General features: G+C 62.3%; 8 protein-coding genes. 5 read left to right on the forward strand and 3 right to left on the reverse strand.

From position 1 onward, the window contains the following. Positions 1 to 146: 146 nt before the first annotated feature. The 5 genes from pvdM to JV201_RS19640 all read left to right on the forward strand — a co-directional run bounded on the left by pvdM (position 147) and on the right by JV201_RS19640 (position 8,072). On the forward strand, positions 147 to 1,496 hold the full coding sequence (gene pvdM, locus JV201_RS19620; protein WP_219405942.1) for a pyoverdine-tailoring dipeptidase-like protein PvdM: 1,350 nt from the start codon (positions 147 to 149) through the stop codon (positions 1,494 to 1,496). 27 nt (positions 1,497 to 1,523) lie between these two features. Beyond that, positions 1,524 to 2,801, forward strand: a complete 1,278-nt coding sequence (locus tag JV201_RS19625; protein ID WP_219405943.1) for an aminotransferase class V-fold PLP-dependent enzyme — start codon at positions 1,524 to 1,526, stop codon at positions 2,799 to 2,801. Positions 2,802 to 2,832: 31 nt separating this feature from the next. After that, on the forward strand, positions 2,833 to 3,708 hold the full coding sequence (locus JV201_RS19630) for a formylglycine-generating enzyme family protein (RefSeq protein ID WP_008434504.1): 876 nt from the start codon (positions 2,833 to 2,835) through the stop codon (positions 3,706 to 3,708). Positions 3,709 to 3,859: 151 nt separating this feature from the next. Beyond that, positions 3,860 to 5,509 carry a cyclic peptide export ABC transporter gene (locus JV201_RS19635; protein ID WP_102605426.1) on the forward strand — a complete coding sequence of 550 codons (1,650 nt, stop codon included), beginning with the start codon at positions 3,860 to 3,862 and terminating at the stop codon, positions 5,507 to 5,509. 97 nt (positions 5,510 to 5,606) lie between these two features. Next, positions 5,607 to 8,072 carry a TonB-dependent siderophore receptor gene (locus tag JV201_RS19640; protein ID WP_003208546.1) on the forward strand — a complete coding sequence of 822 codons (2,466 nt, stop codon included), beginning with the start codon at positions 5,607 to 5,609 and terminating at the stop codon, positions 8,070 to 8,072. Between the two features lie 50 nt (positions 8,073 to 8,122). Here JV201_RS19640 and JV201_RS19645 read toward each other — a convergent pair whose 3' ends face one another. The 3 genes from JV201_RS19645 to JV201_RS19655 all read right to left on the reverse strand — a co-directional run. After that, positions 8,123 to 9,085, reverse strand: coding sequence for an alpha/beta hydrolase (locus tag JV201_RS19645; RefSeq protein ID WP_219405944.1), 963 nt, complete (start codon positions 9,083 to 9,085; stop codon positions 8,123 to 8,125). An 84-nt stretch (positions 9,086 to 9,169) separates the two neighbouring features. Further along, positions 9,170 to 21,499, reverse strand: coding sequence for a non-ribosomal peptide synthase/polyketide synthase (locus JV201_RS19650; RefSeq protein ID WP_219405945.1), 12,330 nt, complete (start codon positions 21,497 to 21,499; stop codon positions 9,170 to 9,172). Then, positions 21,499 to 26,378, reverse strand: a 4,880-nt coding sequence (locus tag JV201_RS19655; RefSeq protein ID WP_219405946.1) for a non-ribosomal peptide synthetase, incomplete at its 5' end; no start/stop codon positions are given. The genes JV201_RS19655 and JV201_RS19650, both read right to left, overlap by 1 nt.

Here is a 26,378-nt window from a genome sequence, read left to right on the forward strand (position 1 = left end):
ACCTGTGTCAGCCATCAAGCAGGCTTTATCCAAGCTAGAACGTTCGCTGACAGGGGAAATTTAGCACCGCGCCTCGCAGGCTTAAATTTTCCCGCCCATCGCTCGTTCATCCCAGATAGCAAAGGCCTCAACTGACTGAGATGGCAATGACAAAACCACGTTCGAAAAAGGCGTTGTACTTCGGCCTGCCGCTGGTCCTGGCCATTGGCGCCGGGGCCGGATTCCTGGCTTGGGACCATTGGTTCAGGGGCAATGCCGGGTACCCGTTGGCGGTAATCAAGCAGGCCAATGAGATGCAGGACCGCCTGCTGTCGTTCGACAGTCACATCACCGTGCCGCTCAACTTTGGTACCGCCGGCAACGAAGCCGACAAGGACGGCAGCGGCCAGTTCGACCTGGCCAAGGCCAGCCGGGGGCGCCTGTCGGGTGCAGCCCTGACGATTTTCGGCTGGCCGGAAATGTGGAACGGCCCCAATGCGCCCCACAAGCCCACCGCGGGTTTTGTCGAAGAAGCCCGCCACCAGCAGGAGACTCGCTACAAGATCATCTCCGGCATGGTTCGCGACTTCCCCAACCAAGTGGGCATTGCCTACACCCCGGATGATTTCCGGCGTCTGCATGGCGAAGGCAAGTTTGCGATCTTTATCAGCATGCTCAACGCCTACCCGCTGGGTGATGACCTTAATCAGTTGAACCTGTGGACCGCGCGCGGCATGCGCATGTTCGGCTTCAGCTACATCGGCAACAACGCCTGGTCGGACTCGTCACGCCCACTGCCGTTTTTCAATGACTCACCCGATGCCCTCGACGGCCTCTCGGATATCGGCAAGCAAGCCGTGCATCGCCTCAATGACCTGGGGGTAATCATTGATGTCTCGCAGATGTCCACCAAGGCCCTGGAGCAAGTTGCGCAACTGAGCCGCACACCGATGGTGGCCTCCCACTCGGCGCCACGGGCGTCGGTGGACATACCACGCAACCTCAGCGACAAGGAACTGCAACTGATCAAGAACAGCGGCGGTGTCGTTCAGGTGGTGGGCTTCCCAGCTTACCTGCGCCCCCTCAGCCAGCCCACCCAGGACAAACTCAACGCGTTGCGCGCGCGCTTCGACCTGCAGCCACTGCCCAACCTGGCCGTAGCCCTGATGCCCGGCGACCCGATCATCTCGGCCTGGCCAGAACAAAAGTTTGGCCAATACGCCAGTGCGCTGTACGCCATCCTCGAAGAAGAACCCAAGGCCACCCTCAAGGACTTGGGCGATGCCATCGATTACACCGTGCGCAAGGTTGGCATCGACCACGTCGGCATCGCCTCGGACTTCAACGACGGCGGCGGCCTCAAGGGCTGGGAGAACGTCGGCGAAGTGCGCAACGTGACTGCGGAACTGATCCAGCGCGGCTACTCCGAAGCCGATATCGCCAAGCTCTGGGGAGGCAACTTCCTGCGGGTCTGGGACCAGGTACAAAAAGCTGCCAAGCCATTGGCCAACCGCTGAACCACCCTCAATGAATGAAGTGAATTCATGACCGACCGCCGTATGTTTCTCAAGCAGGCCGGGCTTCTCGCCGCGAGCCTGCCGCTGGGCACTGCCATCATCCCCCAGGCACTGGCAGGCAATGCGGCACCACCTGGCGACCCTTGGGCAGGCTTTCGCCAACTGTTTACCCAGGACCCGGACTACCTGCACTTTTCGAATTTCCTGGTGGCCTCGCACCCCAAGCCGGTGCGTGAGGCCATCGAGCGCTACCGCGCGCAGATCGACCGCAACCCCGGCCTGGCCATGGATTGGGACCTGCAAGAGACATGGAAGCGTGAAGGCCAGGTGCGCGAATGGGCCGGCCGCTACCTGAATGCCAGGCCCGGCCAGATAGCCCTGACCGGCAGCACCTCCGAAGGCCTGGCGATGATTTACGGCGGGATCCAGGTACGCCCCGACCAGGAAATCCTCACCACTGTTCACGAACATTACGCCACCGCCTACAGCCTCGATTTCCGGGTACGCAAGGAAGGCACCCAGGTACGCAAGATCAAATTGTTCGAGAGCGCCCATTCGGTGTCCGTCGATGAAGTGCTCGGTTCTATCGAGCGCAATATCCGCCCCAATACCCGTGTGCTCGGCATGACCTGGGTGCAATCCGGCAGCGGCGTCAAGCTGCCGATCGGCGCGATCGGCAAGCTGGTGGATGAACACAACCGCAACCGTGACGACAAGGACCGCATCCTCTACGTGGTCGATGGTGTGCATGGCTTTGGCGTCGAGAACCTCGATTTCCCGGACATGCATTGCGACTTTTTCATTGCCGGCACCCACAAGTGGATGTTCGGCCCGCGGGGCACCGGGATCATTTGCGCCCGCTCGGAACAGAACACCGACGTGACACCGATGGTGCCGACCTTCTCCGAAGACACCAACTTCGCCACCACCATGACACCCGGCGGCTACCACGCCTTTGAACATCGCTGGGCTGCGGATGAAGCCTTCAAACTGCACTTGCAGTTGGGCAAGCCGCAGGTACAGGCACGCATTCATCAGCTCAACGACGAACTGAAGACCCAACTGCTGGCGCACTCGAAGATAGAGCTGGTGACACCCCGCAGCAGCGAGTTGTCGGCAGGCTTCACCTTCTTCCGGGTCAACGGCCAGGACAGCCGCGACGTGGCCGCCCACATGATGAAAAACCGGGTAGTGATCGACTCGGTATATCGGGACGCCGGCCCGGTGATTCGCACTTCCCCGGGCCTGCTCAACACATCGGCCGAGATCCAGCGCTTCATGACGTTGCTGAGCCAACGGTTGTGACGCCTCTTTTCCATTTCAGCGAGATGCTCCCATGAACCATCACCCGCACCTGAAACCGCTGGCCGCAGTGATTCTGACAACACTGTGCAGTGCCCTGCTACCCGGGCTGGCCCAGGCGGCCACGCCGACACCCGGTAAAGTGTTCAAGGACTGCAAGGACTGCCCGGAAATGGTCGTGTTGCCCGCCGGTACGTTCACCATGGGCACCCCGGAAGACGAAGTGGGCCGCGAGCCTGATGAAGGCCCGATGCACCCGGTCACCTTTGCCAAGCCCTTCGCCATGAGCCGCTTCCAGGTCACAGCCGGCGAGTGGGACAGCTATGTACGCCAGTCCGGGGTCAAGATTGCCAATGGCGATGAACGACCCGGCCGCGAGTGCGTCGCCAGCAAGCCACGCTACCCCCAGGGGCCGCGCCAACCTGCCGTGTGCATGGACTTCGAGGATGTGCAGAACTACGTCGCCTGGCTATCGAAGAAAACCGGCCATCACTACCAGATGGTCAGTGAAGCCCAACGTGAATACGCCGCCCGCGCCGGCTCCACCGGCCCGTTCCCCTTCCCGTTCGACGAGGGCAAGGGCTACAGCATTGCCCAGCATGCCAACACCTACGGCCCGGCGGATGGCTACAGCTACTCGTCCCCGGTGGGCAGCTACCCGCCCAACGCGTTCGGCATGTACGACATGCACGGCAACGTCTACGAGTGGACAGCCGATTGCTACAACGATGATTACGTCGGCGCCCCAAGCGACGGCAGCGCCTGGCTGACCGGTAAATGCCAGTTCAGACGCATCCGCGGCAACGACTGGGGTGAAGCCCCCGTGTTCTCCCGCTCCGGCAACCGCAATGCGTTGGTACCGGACAACCGCGGCGACTGGATCGGCTTTCGCGTCGTGCGGGATCTGTAAGGCAGCCAGCCCTCTAAATTAACCCTCCCCCCAGTCGTTTTACAGGTGTGTGTGACCCGTCATGCAACGCATTGCGGCGCACCACCGCCCTCTATGCCACCCAGGCCGAGCCCGCGACCGAAGCCGGCCGATCTTCAAGCAGGGAACCTCCATGAGCAAACCAACACGTGGGGTGATCAATGAATTGTTCACCCTGCTCAAACCCTTTCGGCTGATCGTTGTCGGCTCCATTCTGCTCGGCATGGTCGGCGGCCTCAGCGTCACGGTATTGCTGGCGACCATCAATACCGTGCTGCACGCCGACAACGGCCTGACCAACACCGTGGTCGGCGCCTTTGCCGGCCTCTGCCTGCTGGCACTGGTCAGTTCGATCTTTTCCGATATCGGCACCAATTATGTGGGGCAAAAGATTATCGCCCGGCTGCGCAAGGAGCTTGGGGAAAAAGTCCTGTCGGCGCCCATCGAACAGATTGAGCGCTACCGCAGCCACCGCCTGATCCCGGTGCTCACCCACGACGTCGACACCATCAGCGATTTCGCGTTCGCCTTCGCCCCGCTGGCCATTTCGCTGACCGTCACCCTTGGCTGCATGGGTTACCTGGCGATGCTGTCATGGCCGATGTTCTTGATCATGGTGGTCGCGATCATCATCGGCACGGTCGTCCAGTACATCGCCCGGGGCCGGGGAATCAAAGGCTTCATGGAGGCCCGCGACGCCGAAGACGAACTGCAGAAACACTACAATTCCATCGCCGAGGGCGCCAAGGAGTTGCGCATCCATCGTCCGCGCAGGCACCGCATGTTTGTGTCGGGGATAGAAAGCACCGCCGACAAAATCTGCGACACACAAATTCGTTCGGTGAATATTTTCGTCGTCGCCAAGACCCTCGGCTCCATGCTGTTTTTCGTGGTCATCGGGCTGGCACTCGCCCTGCAATCACTGTGGCCGAGTGCCGACAAATCAGTGATGAGCGGCTTTGTGCTGGTGCTGCTGTACATGAAAGGGCCGCTGGAGCATCTGATCGGCACCCTGCCAATCGTCAGCCGCGCACAGATCGCATTCCGCCGTATCGCCGCGCTGTCGGAGCAGTTTTCCTCGCCCGAACCCCACCTGCTGCTCAGCGACCAAGGCAACCAGAGTACGCCGGTGCACAGCCTGGAATTGACGGACGTGTCCTACAGTTTCCCCGCCACCGTAGGCAGCGCACCGTTTCGCCTGGGCCCGGTCAACCTGAAGATCGAGCAAGGCGACATCATCTTCATCGTCGGCGAAAACGGTTGCGGCAAGACCACCCTGATCAAGCTGCTGCTAGGCCTGTACGCACCGCAGCAGGGAGAAATCCGCCTCAACGGGCAGCCCGTGACGGCAGTGACACGTGACGACTATCGCCAGTTGTTCACCACGATCTTCGCTGACTACTACCTGTTCGACGACGTGGTGCAGGGCGATACCCATATTCCCGAAGATGCCAACCAATACCTGCAGCGCCTGGAAATCGGCCACAAGGTCAGCGTGCGTGACGGTTCGTTCACCACCACCGACCTGTCCACCGGCCAGCGCAAGCGCCTGGCGCTGGTCAATGCATGGCTGGAGGAACGCCCGGTGCTGGTGTTTGACGAATGGGCCGCAGACCAGGACCCGACCTTCCGGCGGATTTTCTACACCGAGCTGCTGCCGGATCTCAAGCGCCTGGGCAAAACCATCATCGTGATTTCCCACGACGATCGTTACTTCGACATTGCCGACCAACTGGTCCGCATGGAAGCCGGGAAAGTAGCCACCGAACTGCAACCGGCATGAATAAGTTAGATTCTCATTCTGGTTTTTTCGGCCTCGTGCGTCTAATTAAGAATCGCTAACAACTACGCAACCATTAAAACCAGTAAGAGTGAGCACAATGTCAGCAATTGCGGGGATTCCACGTTTTACCAAAGCCTTGTTCATGCGCCGTATGCTGCAGCCGGGCTTCAGCGCCACCGCGTTCAGCATGGCGCTGGCGTTGCCGTTCAGTGCGCAGGTTCAGGCCCAGGAGATCAACTTCAATATCCCGGCACAATCACTGGCAAGCGCCCTGCAGGCGCTGGGCACCCAGTCGAACATGCAAGTGCTGTACAGCGCCGATGATGTAAAGGGCCAGCACAGCCAGCCGGTGAGCGGCCGGTTGTCGCCTGAACAGGCGTTGTCGCAGATGCTGGTGGGGACCGGCGCTGTGTTCACCGTTCAAGCCAACACCGTCACCGTACGTGCCCGGGCAACGGGTGATTCACTGGAGCTGGGTGCCACCACCATCAGTGGCCAGGCTGTTGAATCGGCCTACGGCCCTGTGGACGGCTACGTTGCCACCCGCAGCGCCACCGGCACCAAGACCGATACGCCCCTCCTGGAAATCCCGCAAACCGTCAACGTGGTCACCGCTAAACAGATCGAAACCCAGGGCGCACTCAACCTGACCCAGGCCTTGCGCTACACGCCAGGCCTGAACACCGGCGGCTTCACCGACCGCAACGCGATCGCCGACGAAATCACCAGCCGTGGCTTCGCCCCTACCCAGCTGTACCTGGACGGCGCTTACTTGCCCTATGCCGGCAGCCTCGGCGGCGCCCCGCAAATCGATCCGTATACCCTGGAGCGCATCGAAGTGCTCAAGGGCCCATCGTCGGTGCTCTTTGGCCAGAACCAGCCAGGCGGCCTGATCAACATGGTCTCCAAGCGACCGACCACCGAACAACGCAGCGAGGTCAAGATCGGTGCCGGCAGCTACAACCGGGTCAACGGCGCATTCGACACCAGCGGCCCGCTCGACGATCAGAAAGAGTTCAGCTATCGCATCGTCGGCGTCGCGAAGAAAGGCAACCAGCAGGTCGATCATACCCACAGCGAACGCATGCTGCTGGCACCCAGCCTGACCTGGGCCCCGAACGACGACACATCCCTGACCGTACTGGCGCAGATCCAGCGGGACCGAGGCCTGGAAGACTATCAGGCGTTGCCAATGATCGGCTCTCTCGAGCGCGGCCCCAACGGCAAACGCATCGACCGCAACTTCTTCTCCGGCGACTCGAAATACAACGACTACAAACGTGACCAGTTCATCCTGGGCTACGACTTGACCCACAGCTTCAGCGAAAACCTGAAAGGTCGCTCCACCGCCCGCTACACCGACGTACGCGACGACTACAAAGGCTTCTACCTGCGCAGCTTCGTCACCGATGCAGTCACCGGCGCGGTCGACCAGACCCGGGCCAACCGTGTCAAACTCGACTGGCGCCAGCACAACACCGCCTACACCATCGATAACAACCTGGAATACAAATTCAACACCGGCGCGCTGGAGCACACCACCCTGGTCGGCCTGGACTATCGCAACTTCAACCGCAAATACACCGGTTACAACGCCTACAACGTACTGCCGATCAACCTCTACGGTGAAAACAACAACTACGACACCAGCAGCCTGACCCCGGAAAAAACCACCAAGTGGGACAACACCGTGCGCCAGACCGGCGTCTACCTGCAGGACCAGATCAAACTGGACAAGTGGATCCTGACCATTGGTGGCCGTCAGGACTGGGCTGAAGTTGAAAACAAGGACCTGATTGCAAACTCCATCACCGAACAGCGTGACAACAAGTTCACCGGCCGTGTCGGCCTGACCTATGTCACCGACTTCGGGCTGGCGCCGTACGTCAGCTACTCCGAATCCTTCCTGCCGACCGTTGGCACTACCGCGCCCGAACGTGGCGGCAAGGCCTTCGCGCCGACCGAAGGCGAACAGTACGAAGTGGGTGTGAAGTACCAGCCGTTCGAGAAGACGCTGATCACGGCTTCCGTGTACCAGATCAAGCAGAAAAACGTGTTGAGCCAGGATAACGAGTACACCCAGTACTCGGTCCAGCAAGGCCAGGTTCGCTCCCGCGGTGTTGAACTGGAAGTCAAATCGACGATTGCCAACGTCGACGTACTGGCTGCTGCGTCCTACCTCGACGCGTTCTACATCAAGAACAACTACGGCAACACCGGTAACCGCACCGAGCAACAGGCTCCGGTTTCGGCATCGCTGTGGGTTGACTACCACTTCACCCAGGCGGTGCTCAATGGCCTGACCTTCGGTGCCGGCGCCCGCTACACCGGCCCCAAACCCGGTGATGCTGCCAACTCGTTCGAGGTCCCGGGCTTTGTGGTCTATGACACCACCGTCAGCTACGACCTGAGCAAGGTATCGCCAAGCCTGCGTGGCGTGGAAACCAGCCTGAACGTGCAGAACGTGTTCAACCGCGAGTACGTGTCCCACTGCAACTACTCGTTCGGCTGCTACTACGGCCAGGAACGCGTCGCCTCGGTTGACGTGACGTACAACTTCTAGGCAACACCCACAAAAAAACCGGGCCTGGCCCGGTTTTTTTATGCCTGTTCTCAAGCTGCCAGCGCGGCTCGCAATGCCTGGGTCAATTGACCGTACACCTCGTCGATATCCGGCACCACGCTCTGCAGGCGCAGGAAATCGTGAATCAACCCGGTGTACTCGATCACTTCCACCGCCACCCCCTGCTCCTGCAACCGTCGGGCATAGGCACGCCCTTCATCCAGCAGCGGGTCATGACCGGCCAACGCAATCAGCGCCGGTGGCATGCCCGGGTACCCCGGCGCCAGTAACGGCGAGAAGCGCCAGTCAAGACGATCCGCCGCCTCCCGGGCGTAATGCCGGTAGAACCATTCCAGTGTCTCGGTCTCCAGCAGATAGCCCTCGCCGAACAGCTCGCTCGACGGGCTATGGGTGGAAGCGTCCGTCACCGGATAGCACAGCAGTTGCCAGCAGGGTTTAATTGCCAGCGTCGCGGGCTCGAGCACCGACTGCAACGCCAGCACCGTCGCCAGCGTGGCCCCCACACTGTCGCCACCGAAAGCCACGCGGGTGAGGTCCAGGCCTTCGGCTGCAGCGTTATCGGCCAGCCAGGCCAGGGCATCGGCGCCATCGTTCAGCGGCGTCGGGAACCTGTGCTCCGGCGCCAGTCGATAACCCACTGAAACCACCGCACACGGAGTTCTGGCGCAGAATTCGCGGCACACCCCGTCATGGGATTCCAGGCTGCCGACCACGTAGCCACCGCCATGGAAGTACACCAGCACCGGCAGGCTCTGCGCCGAAACGTCAGCGGGACGGTACACACGCAACGCCAGCGTCGCGCCATCGCGTGCCGTGAATTCGATGGGGCTGCAGCGCACCTGCGCAGGCGCCTGCCAGCGCAGTTGCGCGGTGGTGCGCTCGAACGCCTCACGAGCCTGGGCGGGCGTTGACAGGTGAAACGGCCCAGGACCGTCCGCCTGGCTTTCTTGCGCCAGGTCGAGGAAGGCGTTGAGTTCCGGATGCAAGGACATCGCAGGTTTCCTTATGAAAAAGCCACAGACGAAAGAGGAGCCACAAGGGCCCCTCTTTGTATAACGATGGATCGGCCTCAATCCTTAAGCCGCTTGTGCCACGCAATGCTTGATCAGCGCCTCCAGTTCGGCCTGGTACTCTCGCATCAACTGTTCGACGGTTTCGGCACGGTAGCGGCGCGTGCTGAAAATACAGCGCATCGCCAGGCGTCCGTCATACACCTGCCCCACCACTTCCAGCCAATTGCCCAGGGCCGCCTGCGGGCTGTAGCAACTGCCATAGCTCTCCTGAGCCGGCACCAGCATCGCCTTGTCATCGAAGCTCTGGTCGAACTGCCCCAGGTAGTTGAAGGTGACACGCGCCTGGGGTGCCAGGCGCAAGGTATCGGCCATCGACACACCGCTCATGTGACGCAGGATGCCGTAGCCCAGGCCCTTGTTCGGTACGGCCGCCAATTGCCGCTGCACCGCACGCACCGAGCTCCCGATGTCAGCCCCGGCACCGGGTGCCAGGCGCACCGGGAACATGCTGGTGAACCAGCCCAGGCTGCGGCTCAGGTCGATGTCCTTGACCAGGTCTTCGCGGCCATGGCCTTCGAGCTGGATCAATACCGAAGGCTGCCCGCTCCAGCGGCACAACACCCGGCTCAGCGCGGCGAGCAACACATCGTTGATCTGCGTCTGGTAGACCGCAGGCACTTGCTTGAGCAACTGCTGGGTATGCTCCTGCGACAGGCCCATCAGCGCGACCGACTGGTACTGCACCTGGTTCTTGCCACGCGGGTTATCGCACGGTAGCTCACTGCCCGGCTGGTCGATCTGCTCAAGCCACCAGGCTTGCTCCTGCGCCGGATAATTCGCCGCGTACGCTTGCAGCCCCTCGGCCCAGGCCCGGTAGCTGCTGGTACGAATCGGCAGGGCCGGCGCCTGGCCATTGCGGTAAGCCTCATAAGCGACCTGCAAATCCTGCAGCAGCAAACGCCAGGAAACGGTGTCGATCACCAAATGATGGATCACCATCAATACCCGCACCTGGCCATTGCCCAACGTCACATGAGCGGTACGCCACACCGGCCCGTCTTGCAGGTCCAGGCTGCGCTGTACCTGTTCGGCGTACAGCTCAAGCTCCGCCTCATCGGCCACGGTGTGTTGCCATAACAAGGGCTCAGTGGCCCATTGCGCCTGCATGTCCTCCAGCGGCTGGTAATGCTGGTAATAGCGTGCGCCCACCTCACGAAAGCGCAGGCGCAGGGCGTCGTGCTGCTTCAACATGCAGCGCAATGCCAGCTCCAGCGCCGGCAGATTCAGCGCCTGGCGTGCACGCAGCATCAATGCCTGGTTGTAATGGTGCGGCTCGCTCATACGCTGGTCGAACAGCCACTGCTGGATCGGAATCAGGTTGAACTGGCCCTCGGCGGCCACCTGCGAAACATCCTCGATCAGCGTGGCGACGGTGCTTGAACGCTGCTCGAAAATCGCCTCGATGGTCTGCCCGCGCATCAGGTCCCGCAGCTTGAGGTCCATCTTCAGTTCAGGGTGGTTGCGTACCCGCGAGACGACTTGCAGGCTGAGGATCGAGTCACCGCCCAACTCGAAGAAGTTGTCGGTGATGCCCACGCGCTCCACTTGCAACACATCAGCCCAGACCTGTGCCAGCAGTTGCTCGTCACGAGTACGGCCGGGAACATACTCGCCGCCCTTGAATTCAGGCTCCGGCAAGGCCTGGCGATCCAGCTTGCCGTTGGGCGTGACAGGCAGCGCCGCCATGCAGATGACCTGGGTGGGCACCATGTAATCCGGCAATTGCGCGCGCAAGTCCGCCTTGAGGCGATCACCGATGGCCATGCCATCGGGCGTCACCACATAACCGATCAGTTGCTTGCCCGACGCACTGTCACGGGCGATCACCAACGCGTCACTGACATCGTCCAGTTGCCGCAGGCTCGCCTCGATTTCCCCCAGTTCAATGCGAAAGCCCCGGACCTTGATCTGGTGGTCAATACGCCCGACGTAATCAAGCACACCATCAACACGCTGGCGTACCAGGTCGCCGCTGCGGTAGAGGCGATCGCCCGGCGACCCGAACGGGTCCGGCACAAAGCGCTCGGCACTCAGGTCCGGACGACGGTAATAGCCGCGGGCAATGCCCTGTCCGCCGATGTAGAGCTCACCGGCAATCCCCGGCGGCAGCGGGTTGAGGTCTTCGTCCAGCACGTACAGCGCGCGCTCGCCGACAGCACGCCCGATCGGCGCATAGGCGGCCTCGCACCGGGTGTCGACCGGGACCTTCCAGAGCATCGGCGTGACCACGGTTTCGGTGGGGCCATAGCCGTTGGTAAAGAACTGTGGACGCAGTGCCGCTTTCACTTGTTCGAAGGTCTGGTCCGGCACCGCATCGCCACCGAAGCAATACACCCGTACCGCGGGTGGTTCCTGTTGGCTATGGGCCGCGTACTCGGCCAACTGCTTGAGGTAGGCCGGCGGGAAACAGGCAATCGTGATGCCGTGTTGATGCAAGGCGTCGAAGGTCTGCTCCGGTGTCCACAGGCTGGCATCGCGGATCACCAGCGTGCCCCCGCTCAATAGCGTACTGAGCCAGCGCTCATGAGCGCCGTCGAAGGCAAATGACATGAAATGCAGCTCGCGGGTGCGCTCATCCATGTCATACAGCCCGGCGATGGCCTGGCAATGCATGCTCATCGGCCCATGCGCCACTGCCACGCCTTTCGGCCGACCGGTGGAGCCCGAGGTATAAATCAAGTAGGCCAGATTGGCGCCCAGCAAACTGCTGGCGGGCGGCGTGTCGCTGTAGCCGGCGCGGTCAAACGTGTCGATGGCCAGCTGCGCCAGGCCTTCCACCGCCGGGAGGCGCGCCTGCACCTGGCTATGGGTCAGCAACAGCGCCATCGCCGAGTCTTGCATCATGAACGCCAGGCGTTCGGGCGGATAGTCGATGTCCAACGGCACATAAGCCGCGCCGCTTTTCATCACCGCCAGTAACGCCACGATCATCTCGACGGAGCGCTCCAGGGCCACCCCGACCACCACTTCCGGCCCGGCCCCCAGCTCGATCAAGCGATGGGCCAGGCCATTGGCTCGACGTTCCAGCTCACCGTAGCTCAGCGAATCGCCCCCACACACCAGTGCCGTCGCCTCGCCACGCGAATGGGCATGGCGTGCGATCAGTTCCGGCAAGAGCTGCGCGTGATAGCTGGCATTCGGCGCCGCACTCCACTGCTCAAAGGCTCGCCACTGCTCGGCCCCAAGGCGCTGAAGGTTGCCCAGGCGCGCCGTCGGCGTAACGATCATGGCCTCGAGGGTGTCTTCCATGCAGCGGCGAATCTGCTCTACCGCCTCGACACTGAAGGCATTGCGCAGGAACAGATATTCGATCGACAACTGTTCGCCGAGGTTGACCGCCAGGTCCATCGCAAAGTTGGTCACGTCATGGTTACGCGACTCGCCGAAACTCAGGCCGGTGTCCTGTTGCTCACCCAGGCGCTCATCGATCGGGTAGTTTTCAAACACGATGATGCTGTCGAACAGCCCTTGCCCACCCAGCCCCGACCAGCGCTGGATATCCGCCAGCGGCGCGTGTGCGTACTCACGGATGTCCATGTTGCAGGCCTGCAACGCTTGCAGCCACTGATCCAGCGGCTGCGCGGGTTCCAGGGTCTGGATCACCGGTAGCGTATTGATGAACAGCCCCAGGATGTTGTCGGCATTGGCCAACCCCGCAGGACGGCCAGCCACGGTGGCACCGAACACCACAGTGTTCTGCCCGGTAAAGCGTTGCAGCAACAACAGCCACGCGCCCTGGATCAGCGTGTTGGGGGTGATTTGCAAGGCGCGGCAAGCCTGTTGCAGGCGTGCGGTTTGCACCGCATCCCAACGTGAGTAAAGCGCCTGGTGCCCGGGCAAATCCTCGACATGCCGCGGGAACATCGCCTGGTTCAGCGAGGTGGCCTGCTCCAGCGTCGCAAGACGGCTTCTCCAGAAGCCCTCCAGCGCCCGTTGATCCTGGCGTTGCAGCCATTCGATGAACTCGCGGTAACGACCGTTGCGTGTCGGCACGTGGCCCTGGGCATAAAACTGCATTACCTCGCCAAACAGTCGCGAACTGCTCCAGCCGTCCATCAGGATGTGATGGCAGGTCCAGATCATCTGGTAGCGGTCGTCCTCAAGCCGCAGCAACAGCACACGCTGCAACGGCGCACGGGCCAGATCGAACCCTTGCAGGTAATCAGCCGTTGCGCGCGCGCCGATCGCCTGTTCGCTGATGTCCCGGCCGCGCCAGTCTTCGATCAGCAGCGGCAATTCGGCCTGGCGGTGGACAATTTGCACCGGGGCGCTCAAGCCATCCTGCCAGTGAAAGCTGGTCCGCAGAATGTCCTCACGCTCAATCACCGATTGCCAGGCTGCGGCGAAGCGTTCGGTATCCAGCCCGTGTACCGGCAGGCTGATCTGGTTGATGTACAAACCGCTGCTGTCGTCGGCCAGGGTGTGGAACAGCATGCCTTCTTGCATCGGTGACAACGCATAGACGTCTTGCACCTGCGCCACGGGCACCGGCAAGCCGTCAAGGTGCGCCTGGGTCAAACGGGCCAGCGGGAAGTCAGACGGCGTCAGGCCCTGATGCTCTTCGCCGCAGCAATGCTCTATCAGTGCCTGCAACGCGACGCCGTAGGCATCGGCCAATTGCTGGACGGTGGCCTCATCAAAAACTTCGCGGCTGAAGGTCCAGTCCAGGGACAACTGGCCGTTGTACACCCGGCCATCGATGGTCAGCCAGTTGCCCAGCGCCACGTCATCAGCGTGCCCAGCCCCGCTGCCCTCCTCGCTCGGCGCGAATAACGCCTGCTCATCAAAGCTCTGGTCGAACTGGCCGAGGTAGTTGAAGGTAATCCGGGCCTGCGCGAGTTTCGCCAGACGCGAGCGGACATCCTCTGCACCGAGGTAACGCAGCACGCCATAACCCAGGCCCTTGTTCGGCACCGCGCGCAGCTGTTCCTTGATGCCCTTGATGGTGTCTGCCGCGTGCACCGATGGGGTCAATACCACCGGGAACAGGCTGGTGAACCAGCCCAACGTGCGGCTCAGGTCGACGTCGCCGAACAGTTCCTCACGGCCATGGCCTTCCAGTTGCACCAGGCACGCAGGTTGCGCAGTCCACTGGCAAATCACCTGCGCCAGGGCACTGAGCAAAAGGTCGTTGACCTGGGTGCGATAGGCCGACGGTGCCTGCTTGAGCAGGCGCCGAGTCTGTTCTGTATCCAGACGCGTGTTGACCGAATGGCCATGCACCGAAGCCTGGCTGCCCTCAGGCCGCGCCCGTGGCAGTTCCGGCAACGCATGGGCCTGTTGCCCGGTCCAGTAACTCAACTCCCGAGCCAGCCTTTCGCTGTGGGCGTAGCCCTGCAACTGCTCGGCCCACGCCTTGAACGCGGTGGACTTGGGTGGCAACACCACAGGCTGGTTTACCGCCAGCTGCCGGTAGGCCGTTTGCAAGTCTTCCAGCAGCACGCGCCACGACACACCGTCCATCACCAGATGGTGAATCGCCAGATGCAGGCGCGAACTGCCGTCCTGCACTGCGATCAGGCTGCAACGCAGCAGCGGGCCGTGTTGCAGGTCGAGGCTGCGTTGCGCCTGGTTGGCAATGGCGATGATCTCATCGGCGTTCTCTGCCTGGCGCTGCCAGAGGCCTACCGGTTGCGCGCCGACGGCCTCATGGCTGGCCTGCCAGGTACCATCGCCCGATTGCACGAAGCGCAAGCGCAAGGCGTCATGATGGGCCACCACGTGCTCAAGGGCCTGCTGCAGACATGCGCCGTCCAATGGCTCGCGCGGGGTCAGCATCAGCGACTGGTTCCAGTGGTCACGGTGCGCCATGTCATTGGCGAAGAACCAGTGCTGCATCGGAACCAGATGGCTGTCACCGCTGACCGGCCCCTGATCGATCGTTGCGGCTTGATCGGCGCTCGCAGCCCGGGCCAGCGCCTGGATGTTCTGGTGCAGGAACAGGTCCTTGGGGGCCAGGCCGATTCCCTGCTGACGTGCACGGCTGACCACTTGAATCGAATTGATCGAGTCACCGCCCAAGGCGAAGAAGTTATCGGCAGTGCCCACCCGGGCCACGCCGAGCACGGCTTGCCAGATCTCGACCAGGGCACTTTCGACTGCATTGGCGGGAGCCACGAAGTCCTGCTGTACCTCAGCCATGTCTGGCACCGGGAGAGCCTTGCGGTCGAGTTTGCCGTTGGGGCTCAGGGACATTTTTTCCAGCGGCGTCAGGTGCGTCGGCACCATGTGTTCCGGCAGGGTCTGGCGCAGATGCGCTGTCAGCGCCTCGCGCAGTGCCGGCCAGTCGCTGGCGGCGCCAGGCTGGGTAACGACGTAGCCACTCAGGGCTTTGCCGTTGCGGCTGTCCTGCGCCACCACCACGGCTTCGCGCACGGCCCCGTGCTCCAGCAGACGGGCCTCGATTTCACCCAGCTCGATACGAAAGCCGCGGATTTTCACCTGATGGTCGATACGGCCAATGTAATCAATCACCCCGTCAACGCGGTAACGGGCCAAGTCGCCCGTGCGGTACAGCCGTTCACCCGCGACAAACGGGCTTGCCACGAATCGTTCGGCCGTCAGCTCCGGGCGACGGTGGTACCCACGCGCCAGTCCCTGGCCGCTGAGGTACAGTTCGCCGTTGACGCCGCAGGGCACCGGGTTGAGCTCGGCGTCGAGAATGTAGGTCATCAAGTTCGCAATCGGCTCGCCGATGGGCACGGCGTCACGGCCCTCGTCACGACAGGTCCAGTGGGTGACATCAATTGCGGCTTCGGTAGGGCCGTAGAGATTGAACAGCCCCGCGCCCGGCAGCTTGGCGAAGACCTGCTGCTGCGCATCGATCGGCAACGCTTCGCCACTGCAAACGATACGGGTGAGGCTGGTGCAGCGGCTGACATTGGCATCCAGCACGAACGCTTGCAGCATCGACGGGACGAAATGCAGGGTAGTAATGCCCTCGCGCTCGATCAATTGGACCAGCTTCTGTGGATCGCGATGATCCCCTGGCGACGCCACGACCAAGCGGATGCCGGTCATAAGCGGCCAGAAAAACTCCCAGACGGACACATCGAAGCTGAACGGCGTTTTTTGCAGCACGCGGTCGTCGGCGTGCAACCCGTAGGCCTGTTGCATCCAGCACAACCGGTTGGTCAGGGCACCGTGGCTGTTGCCAGCCCCTTTGGGTTTGCCGGTGGATCCGGAGGTGTAAATCACATAGGCGAGGTTTTGCGCGACGGCCCGCGACTCGGGGTTGCCTTGCGCCTCACCGGCCAGCCAGGCATCGTCACCATCGAGTATCAGCGTGCGCACCCGTTCCGGCAGCGGCAAGGTTGCGACCAGCGCTTGCTGGGTCAGCAACCATTCGATGCCGCTGTCGTCGATCATGTAGGACAGGCGTTCCGGCGGGTATTCCGGGTCCAGCGGTACATAGGCGCCGCCGGCCTTCAGGATCGCCAACAGGCCCACCACCATTTCCAGGCTGCGGTGCAGTGCAATGCCCACCAGCACATCGGGGCCTACGCCACGCGCGATCAAGGCATGAGCCAATCGGTTGGCCCGCGCGTTGAGCTGGGCATAGGTCAACGACTGCCCCTCGAACACCAACGCCACGGCATGCGGGGCCCGCTCCACCTGGGCTTCGATCAAGTGGTGCACCGGCTGGTGGTTCGGGTAGTGGGCGAACGTGCGGTTCCAGTCCTCAACCATCATCCGGCGCTGCACCGCATTGAGCATCGGTAATTCGGCGATGCGCTGGGTGGGGTTGGCCACAATCGCGCGCAGCAGGTTCAGCCAGTGTTCGCCCAGGCGTGCGACGGTGGCTGGCTCAAACAAGTCAGAGGCATAGGACAGTGCGGCACTGATACCTTCGCTGTACTCGGACGTATCCAGGGAGAGGTCGAACTGCACGCTGCCCGAATCCCAGGTCAATTGCTCCAGGCTCAACCCCGGCAGTTCAATCGCCTCGCGACGAGCATCACTGGCATGGTTGAACATGGCCTGGAACAACGGCGTATGGCTCAGGTTGCGTGCAGGTGCAAGCAGCTCCACCAGTTGCTCGAACGGCAGGTCCTGATGTGCCTGTGCTCCCAGTACCCGCTGCTTGACCTGATGAAGCAATTGGTCAAAGCGCAGGTGCCCCTCAATGTCGGCCCGGAGTACCTGGGTGTTGACGAAGAAACCCAGCATCCCTTCGGTTTCCAGGCGATTGCGGTTGGCAATCGGTACCCCGACACGAATATCCTGCTGCCCGCTGTAGCGGTGCAACAAGGTCTGGAAGCCGGCCAGCAGCAGCATGAACAGTGTGGTGTTTTGCTGCTGCGCCAGGCGCTTGAGACTCTCGGCCAGGGACGGCTCGAGGGTGATCGGCAGCCGGGCCCCACGATAGCTTTGCTGAACCGGACGTGGATGGTCGGTTGGCAGTTCAAGGACCGGTTGCTCGCCGCCCAACTGTTCTGTCCAGTAGCTGAGCTGACGTTGCTGCTCACCCGCCGCCAGCCACTGACGCTGCCACTGTGCGTAATCGGCATACTGGATCGGCAGTGCCGCCAACGCCGCCGGTTGGCCTTGACTGAAGCCGCGGTATAACTGCATCAGCTCATCGATCATGACCCGCATCGACCAGGCATCCGACACGATGTGGTGCTGGGTCAGGATCAGCACGTGATCTTCAGCGCCCAGTTGCAACAGCTTGACCCGCAGCAACGGCCCACGCTGCAGATCAAAGAGTTGGCGGGTTTCAGTTTCAATCAAGCCGCGCAGGCCAGGGTCATCCAGCCCGGCAGCCGCCGACTCAAGCGCAATCGCCACCGGTGCCGGCGCGTCGACCCGTTGTACGGGACGCTCGTTCTCCAGCACAAACCGGGTACGCAAGCTCTCATGACGCGCCACCAGGGCGTCAAAACACTGTTGCAAGGCCGCCAGGTCAAGGTGTCCGCGCAAACGCAGGGCCGCGGGAATATGGTAGGCGCTGCTGGTGGGCTCCAATTGCCACAAAAACCATTGCCGTTGCTGGGCATATGACAGGGCAAGCGGCTGGTCGCGTGCAACGCGCGGGATGGCCTGTTCAGGAGTCAACGATGCCGGGGCCATCGCCTCGACAAATGCTTGCAGGGTGTTATGGGCGAACAGCAGGCGCAAAGGCACCTGGACTTGCAGTTGCTGGCGAATCCGCGAAACCATTTGGGTCGCCAGCAGCGAATGGCCGCCCAGCTCGAAAAAGTTGTCACTCAGGCCAACCCGCGGCACGTTGAGCACCTCGGCCCAGATCGCCGCCACCGCTTGCTGCACCGGCGTCTGCGCAGCCACGTAGGTTTTCTGCCATTGGCTGGCATCGGGCTTGGGCAGTTGCCTGCGGTCCAGCTTGCCATTGGGGGTCAGCGGGAACCTTGGCAACAGCACCATATGCGCCGGCACCATGTAGTCGGGCAAGTTGGCCTTGAGCCGGGCGTTCAGGCTGTCGCGCAGGCGACCCTGGCCGTCGGCATCCAGGCCCTGCCATTCGGCGGCGGGGACCACATACGCCACCAACGCCTGGCCGCCCGGGGCATCCTGGGCCAGTACCGCGGCTTCACGTACGGCGTCCTGCTCCAGCAGGCGCGCTTCGATTTCCCCGAGCTCGATGCGGAAACCGCGAATTTTCACCTGATGGTCGATCCGCCCCAGGTATTCGAGGATACCGTCCGGGCGCTGACGTGCGAGGTCGCCGGTGCGGTAAAGCCGCTCGCCGGTGCTGGAAAACGGATGGGGAACAAAACGTTCGGCGGTCAATCCCGGGCGCTGGAAGTAACCCCGCGCCAGGCCGTCCCCGCCGATCAGCAATTCGCCGGCAACACCATAGGGCACCGGCATCAGGTCTGCACCGACGATGTACAGCGATGTGTTGTCGATTGGCCCGCCCAGCCAAGGTTGCGCAGCCTGCGGACGCAGCCGGTGCAACGCCGACCAGACCGTGGTTTCCGTCGGGCCATAGAGATTCCAGACTTCACCGCCAAGGCCAAGCATGCGCACCGCCAGTTCCTGGGGCAACGCCTCGCCGCCGCACAGGCACGTGCACCCCTGGAGCACGTGGGCCTGTTCATTGTCGAGCAACATGCGCCAGGTCGAGGGAGTCGCCTGCACCACGTTGACCTGTTCGGCGTCGATCAGGGCCAGCACGGCGTACGGGTCCTGCGCCACCTCCTGGCCGGTCAGCACGATGCACGCGCCGACCATCAGGGGTACGTAGATTTCCAGGCCGAAAATATCAAACGAGAACGTGGTCAGTGACAACGCCCGATCCTGGGCGGTCATGCCCGGCACCCTGGCCATGCTTGCGACAAAGTTGGTCAGGGCGCCATGTCGCACCATCACCCCTTTCGGCTGGCCGGTGGAGCCAGACGTGTAGATGACATAAGCCAGGTGCTCCGGATCCAGCCGGGTTGGCAGATCGTCACCGGCATGGCCGTCAAGCCAATTGCCCGGTTGATCCAGCACCAGCGTAGTGACCGTGTCAGGCACCGGGATCTGGCTGAGCAGTGAATGTTGGGTCAGCAACAGGTCGATGCCACTGTCCTCAATCATGTAGGCGAGGCGATCCTGCGGGAACGCGGGATCGAGGGGCAGATAGGCGCCGCCGGCCTTGAGGATTGCCAACAACCCGATCAGCATGTGCGGGCTGCGTTCGACGGCAATGCCCACCAGCACACCCGCGCCCACCCCGTGACGTTGCAGCTCCACCGCCAACTGATTGGCCCGGGTATTGAGTTGCCCGTAGCTCAAGCGCTGGCCATTGATGACCAGCGCCTGCGCCTCCGGCGAGCGGGCCACCTGTGCCTCGAACAATCGATGAACATAACCCGCCTGCGGGGTGGCTACCGACGTGCGGACGCAATCGTCGAGCTGCGCTTGGCGCTGTTCAGCGTCAAGCAACGGCAGCTCACCGATGCTTTGTGCCGGGTTCGCGATGATTGCCTGCAGCAGGTTTTGCCAGTGCCCGGCCATCCGCGCAACCGTGTCTGCACCGAACAGATCCGTGGCATAGATCAGCGCCGCAGACAGCCCATCGGGGCGCTCCATGGTTTCCAGGGTCAAGTCGAACTGTGCACTATGGGTATCCCAGCGCAGCCCCTCGACCTTCAATTCACCGGCCGGCCCCTCGCCCGCCGGGCCTTGGGTCTGGTGGTTGAACATCACTTGAAACAGCGGGCTGTGGCTCAGGTTGCGTTGCGGCTGCAAGGCTTCCACCAGTTGCTCGAACGGCAGCTCCTGATGCGCCTGGGCATCCAGCGCAGTCTGCTTGACCTGTTGCAGCAAGGCACTGAAGGAGCCCTGGCTGTCGACCTCACTCTTGAGCACTTGGGTGTTGACGAAAAAGCCGATCAACCCCTCGGTCTCCACCCGGTTACGGTTCGCGGTCGGCACGCCAACCCGAATGTCGTTCTGCCCGCTGTAGCGATGCAGCAAGGCCTGGTAGGAGGCCAGCAGGATCATGAACAGACTGACCCCTTCGCGCTGGGCCATCTGCTTGAGGCCGCAGGCCAGCGCGGTGTCGATATCCAACTCCAGCCGGGCACCGCGATAGCTCATCACGGCCGGGCGCGCAACGTCAGTCGGGAGCTCAAGCACCGGCTGCTCGCCGCCCAGTTGCGCGGTCCAGTATTGCAACTGCCGCTCCCGCTCGCCGGCCTCCATCCAGTGCCGCTGCCAGATGGCGTAGTCGCTGTATTGAATCGGCAACGCTGGCAGTTCCAGGCTCAACCCTCGACTGAACGCGGCGTAACCCTTGACCAACTCCTCGACCATTACCTGCATCGACCAGCCATCGGAAACGATGTGGTGCAAGGTGACAATCAGCACATGGTCATCCGCGCCCAGTTGCAACAGGCACGTACGCAACAAGGGCCCCTGCTGCAAGTCGAACAGCCGGCGCGTCTCGTCTTCGATCAAATGCCGCAGTTGCGCCGCATCCGGCACCTGGGCCAGAGGCTGCACCTGCAGACTTACCGGTGCAGCCTCCTGCACTTGCTGCACCACTTGCTCGCCGTGCACCACGAAGGTGGTACGCAGGCTCTCATGGCGCGCGACCAGCGCACTGAAACTCTGTTGCAGCGCCGCAATGTCCAATGGACCGCGCAAGCGCAGGGCCGTAGGCATGTGATAAGCCGCGCTTTCCGGGTCCAGCTGCCACAAGAACCATTGACGCTCCTGGGCAAAGGACAATGACAACGTGTCGAACTCGGCACTGACAGGCGGAATCGGCAGGTTCGCCGGGGAAACGTCCTCTTCGAGCATTTTCTGCAGGTAAAGACGGCGTTTTTCCAGCGGCAGCGTTATGAAGCGCCTGGCAATACGTTGTGCGACAGCGGTGTCCATCAAACCTCCTCGAATTCATCAAGCAGCGCTTCAAGCTTGCTCAATTTTGACGTGCTCATTGACGTGCCGGTCTGCTCCAGTTGCGCGACAAACGCACCGAGGACCGGAAATTGGAATATCAATTGGGGCGTTAACTTCATGCCCAGTTCGAGCTGCAGGCGCGACACCACATTCACCACCAGCAGCGAATGCCCGCCCAGCTCGAAGAAATCATCCGCCAGACCGACCTGCTCAACGTTGAGCACGCCTTGCCAGATGGCCGCGACCTTGCATTCCAGATCGCTTTGCGGCGCCAGGTAAGCCGAATGCAGCGCGCGGTTATCCGGCGCGGGCAGTGCCTTGCGGTCGAGTTTGCCGTTGGGTGTAAGCGGCAGTTGATCGAGGAAGACCAGATGGGTGGGCACCATGAAGTCCGGCATCTGTTGTGCCAGCCGCGCCTTGAGCTGTTCACTCAAGCGCGCCTCGGCCGCCCTATCCAGGCTGCTGTCCTGGCTGACAAGCCAACCCACCAGGCTCGTGCCGGTCGCCGTTTCCCGAGCCAGCACTACCGCATCTCGTACTTCAGGTTGAGCGTGGAGGCGGGCTTCGATTTCACCCAGCTCAATGCGCAGGCCACGGATTTTCACCTGATGGTCAATCCGGCCGATGTATTCGATTACGCCATTTTCGGCGTGGCGCACCAGGTCGCCGGTGCGATACAGGCGTGCAGCGGCCGACTCGCCAAACGGATCGGGAACGAAGCGCTCGGCGGTCAGCCCTGGACGCTGGTGATAACCACGGGCCAGGGATTCACCACCGATGTACAACTCGCCAATCGCCCCCACGGCGCAAGGCTGCAAGGCGCCGTCCAGCACATAGGTGCATACGTTGTTGATCGGACGACCGATGGCGATGATTCGCCCGTCGTCTTCGACAGTGGCCGCCACGGCATGGCTGCTGGTATCAATCGTGGCCTCCGTGGGGCCATAAAGATTGCGCAGCTCGCCATCGAAGAGGCCCAGGACCTGGCGGGAAAGGTGCGCACTCAGCGCTTCGCCGCCGCACAGCAGCAGGCGCAAGGAGGCCAGGTGTTCACGGGTCGCCAGCGGCAACAGCGCCTGCAGCAACGATGGCGCCATTTGCAGCACACTGATCCCCCAACGCTCCACCTCGACCCACAAGGTGGTCAAGTCCAGGTTCAATTGCGGCGCGGCCAATACCAGTTGCGCGCCGCTCATCAGTGGCAACCAGAACTCCCACACCGAGGCGTCGAAACTGATGGCGGTCTTCTGCAGGACACGGTCACTGTGATTCAGCTTCAGGCAACCCTGCATCCATTCCATATGGTTGCTCAGGGCGCCATGGCGAATCGTCACGCCTTTGGGTTTCCCGGTGGAACCGGAGGTATAGATCACATAGGCGAGGTTCTGGCTGTCGACGGTTACCGAAGGCTCATGCTCGCCGTAGCCATCGAACCGCTCGGGCAGTGCGTCCAGCAGCAGGCAGTCCACGGCCACGTCAGCGAAGTACGGCTGTACGCTGGTTTCGGTCAACAGCAAGGCAATGCCGCTGTCCTCGACCATGTACATCAAGCGATCCTGTGGATAAGCGGGGTCCAGCGGTACATAGGCACCACCGGCCTTGAGGATCGCCAGTAGCCCGACGACCATCTGCACGCTGCGCGGCATGCACAGCCCCACCAACACGTCCGGGCCTACACCCCGCTCGATCAACGCATGAGCCAGGCGATTGGCGCGCAGGTTGAGCTGGGCATAGGTCAGCGACGCTTGATCGGCCAACAGGGCCGGCGCATCAGGCGTGCGTCGAGCCTGGGACTCGAACCATTGATGAACGTGGCGTGGGTCGGTGGCCGGCACTGCCGTGGCATTCCAGTCGCGCAACAGCACGGTGCGCGTCGCCGCGCCAACCAGGTCGATATCGCCCAGGCTACGGTCGGCGGCCAGGCTCACCATCTGTGCGAGCACGTGCTCCACCTGCTCAGCCAGGCGCTGGATTGTATGTGTATGGAACGCAGCATGGGCATAAGTGAAGTGCAGGCTCAGGGTCTCATTGAGATTAACGGCCAGGGTCAACGGGAAATTAGTCTGTTCCTGATTACCCACCGTGCCGAAGCTCAGGCCTGACGGTGCCTGCGCTTGCAGGGCCTCGGCCAGCGGGTAGTTTTCGAACACCAGCAGCGTGTCGAACAGGCCTTCACCGCCCTGCCCGGCCCAGCGCTGAATCTCGAACAGCGGCGTGTGTTCATGCTCGCGCAACGCAACGTTGCCGGCCTGAAGCTGTTGCAGCAGGCTGGTGACCGATTGTTCCGGCCGGGGGCTGGCAATCACCGGCAAGGTATTGATGAACAGGCCTATCTGCTGTTCGACGCCTTTGAGTTCGCCGGGGCGTCCGGACACCGTGGCGCCGAAGGCCACCGTGTCATGCCCGGTGTAATGTTGCAGGAGCAGCAACCAGGCCGCCTGGACCACGGTATTGAGGGTGACCTTTTGCTGGCGGGCGAATTCGCCCAGGCGCTGGGTCTGCTGTTGGGACAGTGAGTGATACAGGCTGGCATGGCTGGTTTCGACAGCCGGCTGCGGCGCGGCGAAACGGTTTTCGGCGAGGCGCGTCGGCGCGTCGAGCGCGTGCAGTTGCGCACGCCAGAACGTTTCACTGGCCTTGGCATCACGCCCTTGCAGCCAGGCGATGTAGTCACGATAGCGGCCCGCCGGGCGCGGCAGCACCTGGCCATCGTAACGTTGCAACACCTCGCCCAGCAGCTGCGAGTTGCTCCAGCCGTCCATCAGAATGTGGTGATGGGTATAAATCAGGTGATAACGCTGTTCAGCGGTCTTGACCAGCACCAGCCGCAGCAGCGGCGCGAGGGCGAGGTCGAAACCCTGGTCGCGCTCGCTGGACGCCAACTCGACGAGGGCCTGCGGGGCATCCGTGCGTGTGCTCCAATCCAGCGCGGTGAAGGGTACGCGCACCTGTTTATGCACCACCTGCACCGGTTGCTCGCTGCCTTCCCAGATGAAACTGCTGCGCAAAATGTCATGGGCGTCGACCGCCGCCTGCCAGGCATCTTCGAAACGCTGTGGGTCGAGACCGTCGATGTCCAGGCACATCTGATTGATGTACTGACCGCTGCCGTGTTCGTACAAGCTGTGGAACAGCATGCCCTGCTGCATCGGCGCCAGCGGGTAGATGTCATCCACCGAACGGGCGGCGAGGCCCAGGTTATCGAGCTGCGGTTGGGTAAAGCTGGCCAGCGGGAAGTCGGAAGGCGTCATGCCATGGTTTGCAGGATCGCAGCAATGACCGATCAACAGAGCCAGTTCCACGGCATAATCGTCGGCCAGTTGCTGGATGGTGGCCTGCTCGAACTGTTGGTGGCTGAACGTCCAGCCCAGGCTCAGTGCGCCATCAAATACCCGCCCGTTGAGGCTCAGCCAATTGCCCAGGGGCGCCATCGCGCTTTGCTCTTCACCGGCGCTTTCGCTGGCCGGGCTGAACAACGCGCCCTGTTCCTTATCGAAGCTGGCGTCGAACTGCCCCAGGTAGTTGAAGGTAATGCGCGGCACCGGCAGCGCTTGCAAGGCTGACCGGCTGGCCTCGTCACCGAGGAAGCGCAGCGCGCCGAAACCCACCCCCTTGTCCGGGATCGATCGCAACCCTTGCTTGATCGACTTGATCGAGTCCCCGAGTGCCGCCGCCGGCGACAACTGGACCGGGAACATACTGGTGAACCACCCCACGGTGCGCGTCAGGTCGATGTTGGCAAACAACTCTTCGCGACCATGGCCTTCAAGCTGGATCAAGGTACTTGCATGCCCGGTCCAACGGCAGACCACCCGCGCCAGGGCGGTCAGCAACAGGTCGTTGACCTGAGTGCGATAGGCGGCCGGCGCTTCCTGCAGCAGTTGCCGCGTCAGGTGTTTGTCCAGGCGCGTATGAACAGTGATGGCCTGGCCGTTCTGTGGGCTCGCCTCGGGGTTGAGGCACGGCAGGTCAGCCAGCGCACCTTGCAGTTGCGCCTGCCAGTAGGCCAACTGCTGCTGCAATTGCGCGCTGCGTGCATGCGCTTGCAACTGTTCCGCAAACGCCTTGACCGAGCTGGTCTTGGCCGGCAATTGCAAGGCTTGCCCGGCGAGCAATTGGTTGTAGGCCGTTTGCAGGTCGTCGAACAGAATCCGCCACGACACACCGTCCACCGCCAGGTGATGGATCACCAGCAACAGCCGCTGGGTGCCATCGTCCAGGGTCGCCAACACGGCGCGCAGCAAGGGTCCGGTTTGCAGGTTCAGGCTGCGCTGGGCTTGATTGGCCAGCACTTCCAGCGCGCCAGCATCGGCCACCGGGCGCACCCATAACAGATCATTGCGCATCGATGCGTCGCGATGGCTGGCACTCCAGCCTTCGGCGCTTTCGTTGAACATCACCCGCAACGCATCGTGATGCAGCACCAGCGCCTGCAATGCTTGCTCCACCAGCGCCGCTTGCAGCGCACGGGCCGGTTGCAGCAGCACCGACTGGTTGTAGTGATGACGCTGCGGGATGGCGTCGGCAAAGTAAGCCTGTTGAATCGGCAGCAGCAACGCCGGGCCCTGCACCGCAGCCTGATCGATTACCTGCACCGGGTCACCGGTCTGCGCGACAGTCGCCAATGCCTGCACCGTCTGGTGCTGGAACAGGTCTTTTGGACTAAAGCGGATGCCGGACTGCCGGGCGCGGCTGACCACTTGAATCGAGATAATCGAGTCGCCACCCAGTTCGAAGAAGTTGTCGGTGAGGCCAACCCGTTCCAGTTTCAGCACGTCTTGCCAGACGGTTGCGATTTGCTGTTCCAGCGCGCTTTGCGGCGCCACGTATTCGTGCTGTACCTGGCTTGCGTCCGGCT

Origin of the sequence: Pseudomonas sp. Colony2 (assembly GCF_019382755.1) — a bacterium.
GTDB lineage: Bacteria > Pseudomonadota > Gammaproteobacteria > Pseudomonadales > Pseudomonadaceae > Aquipseudomonas.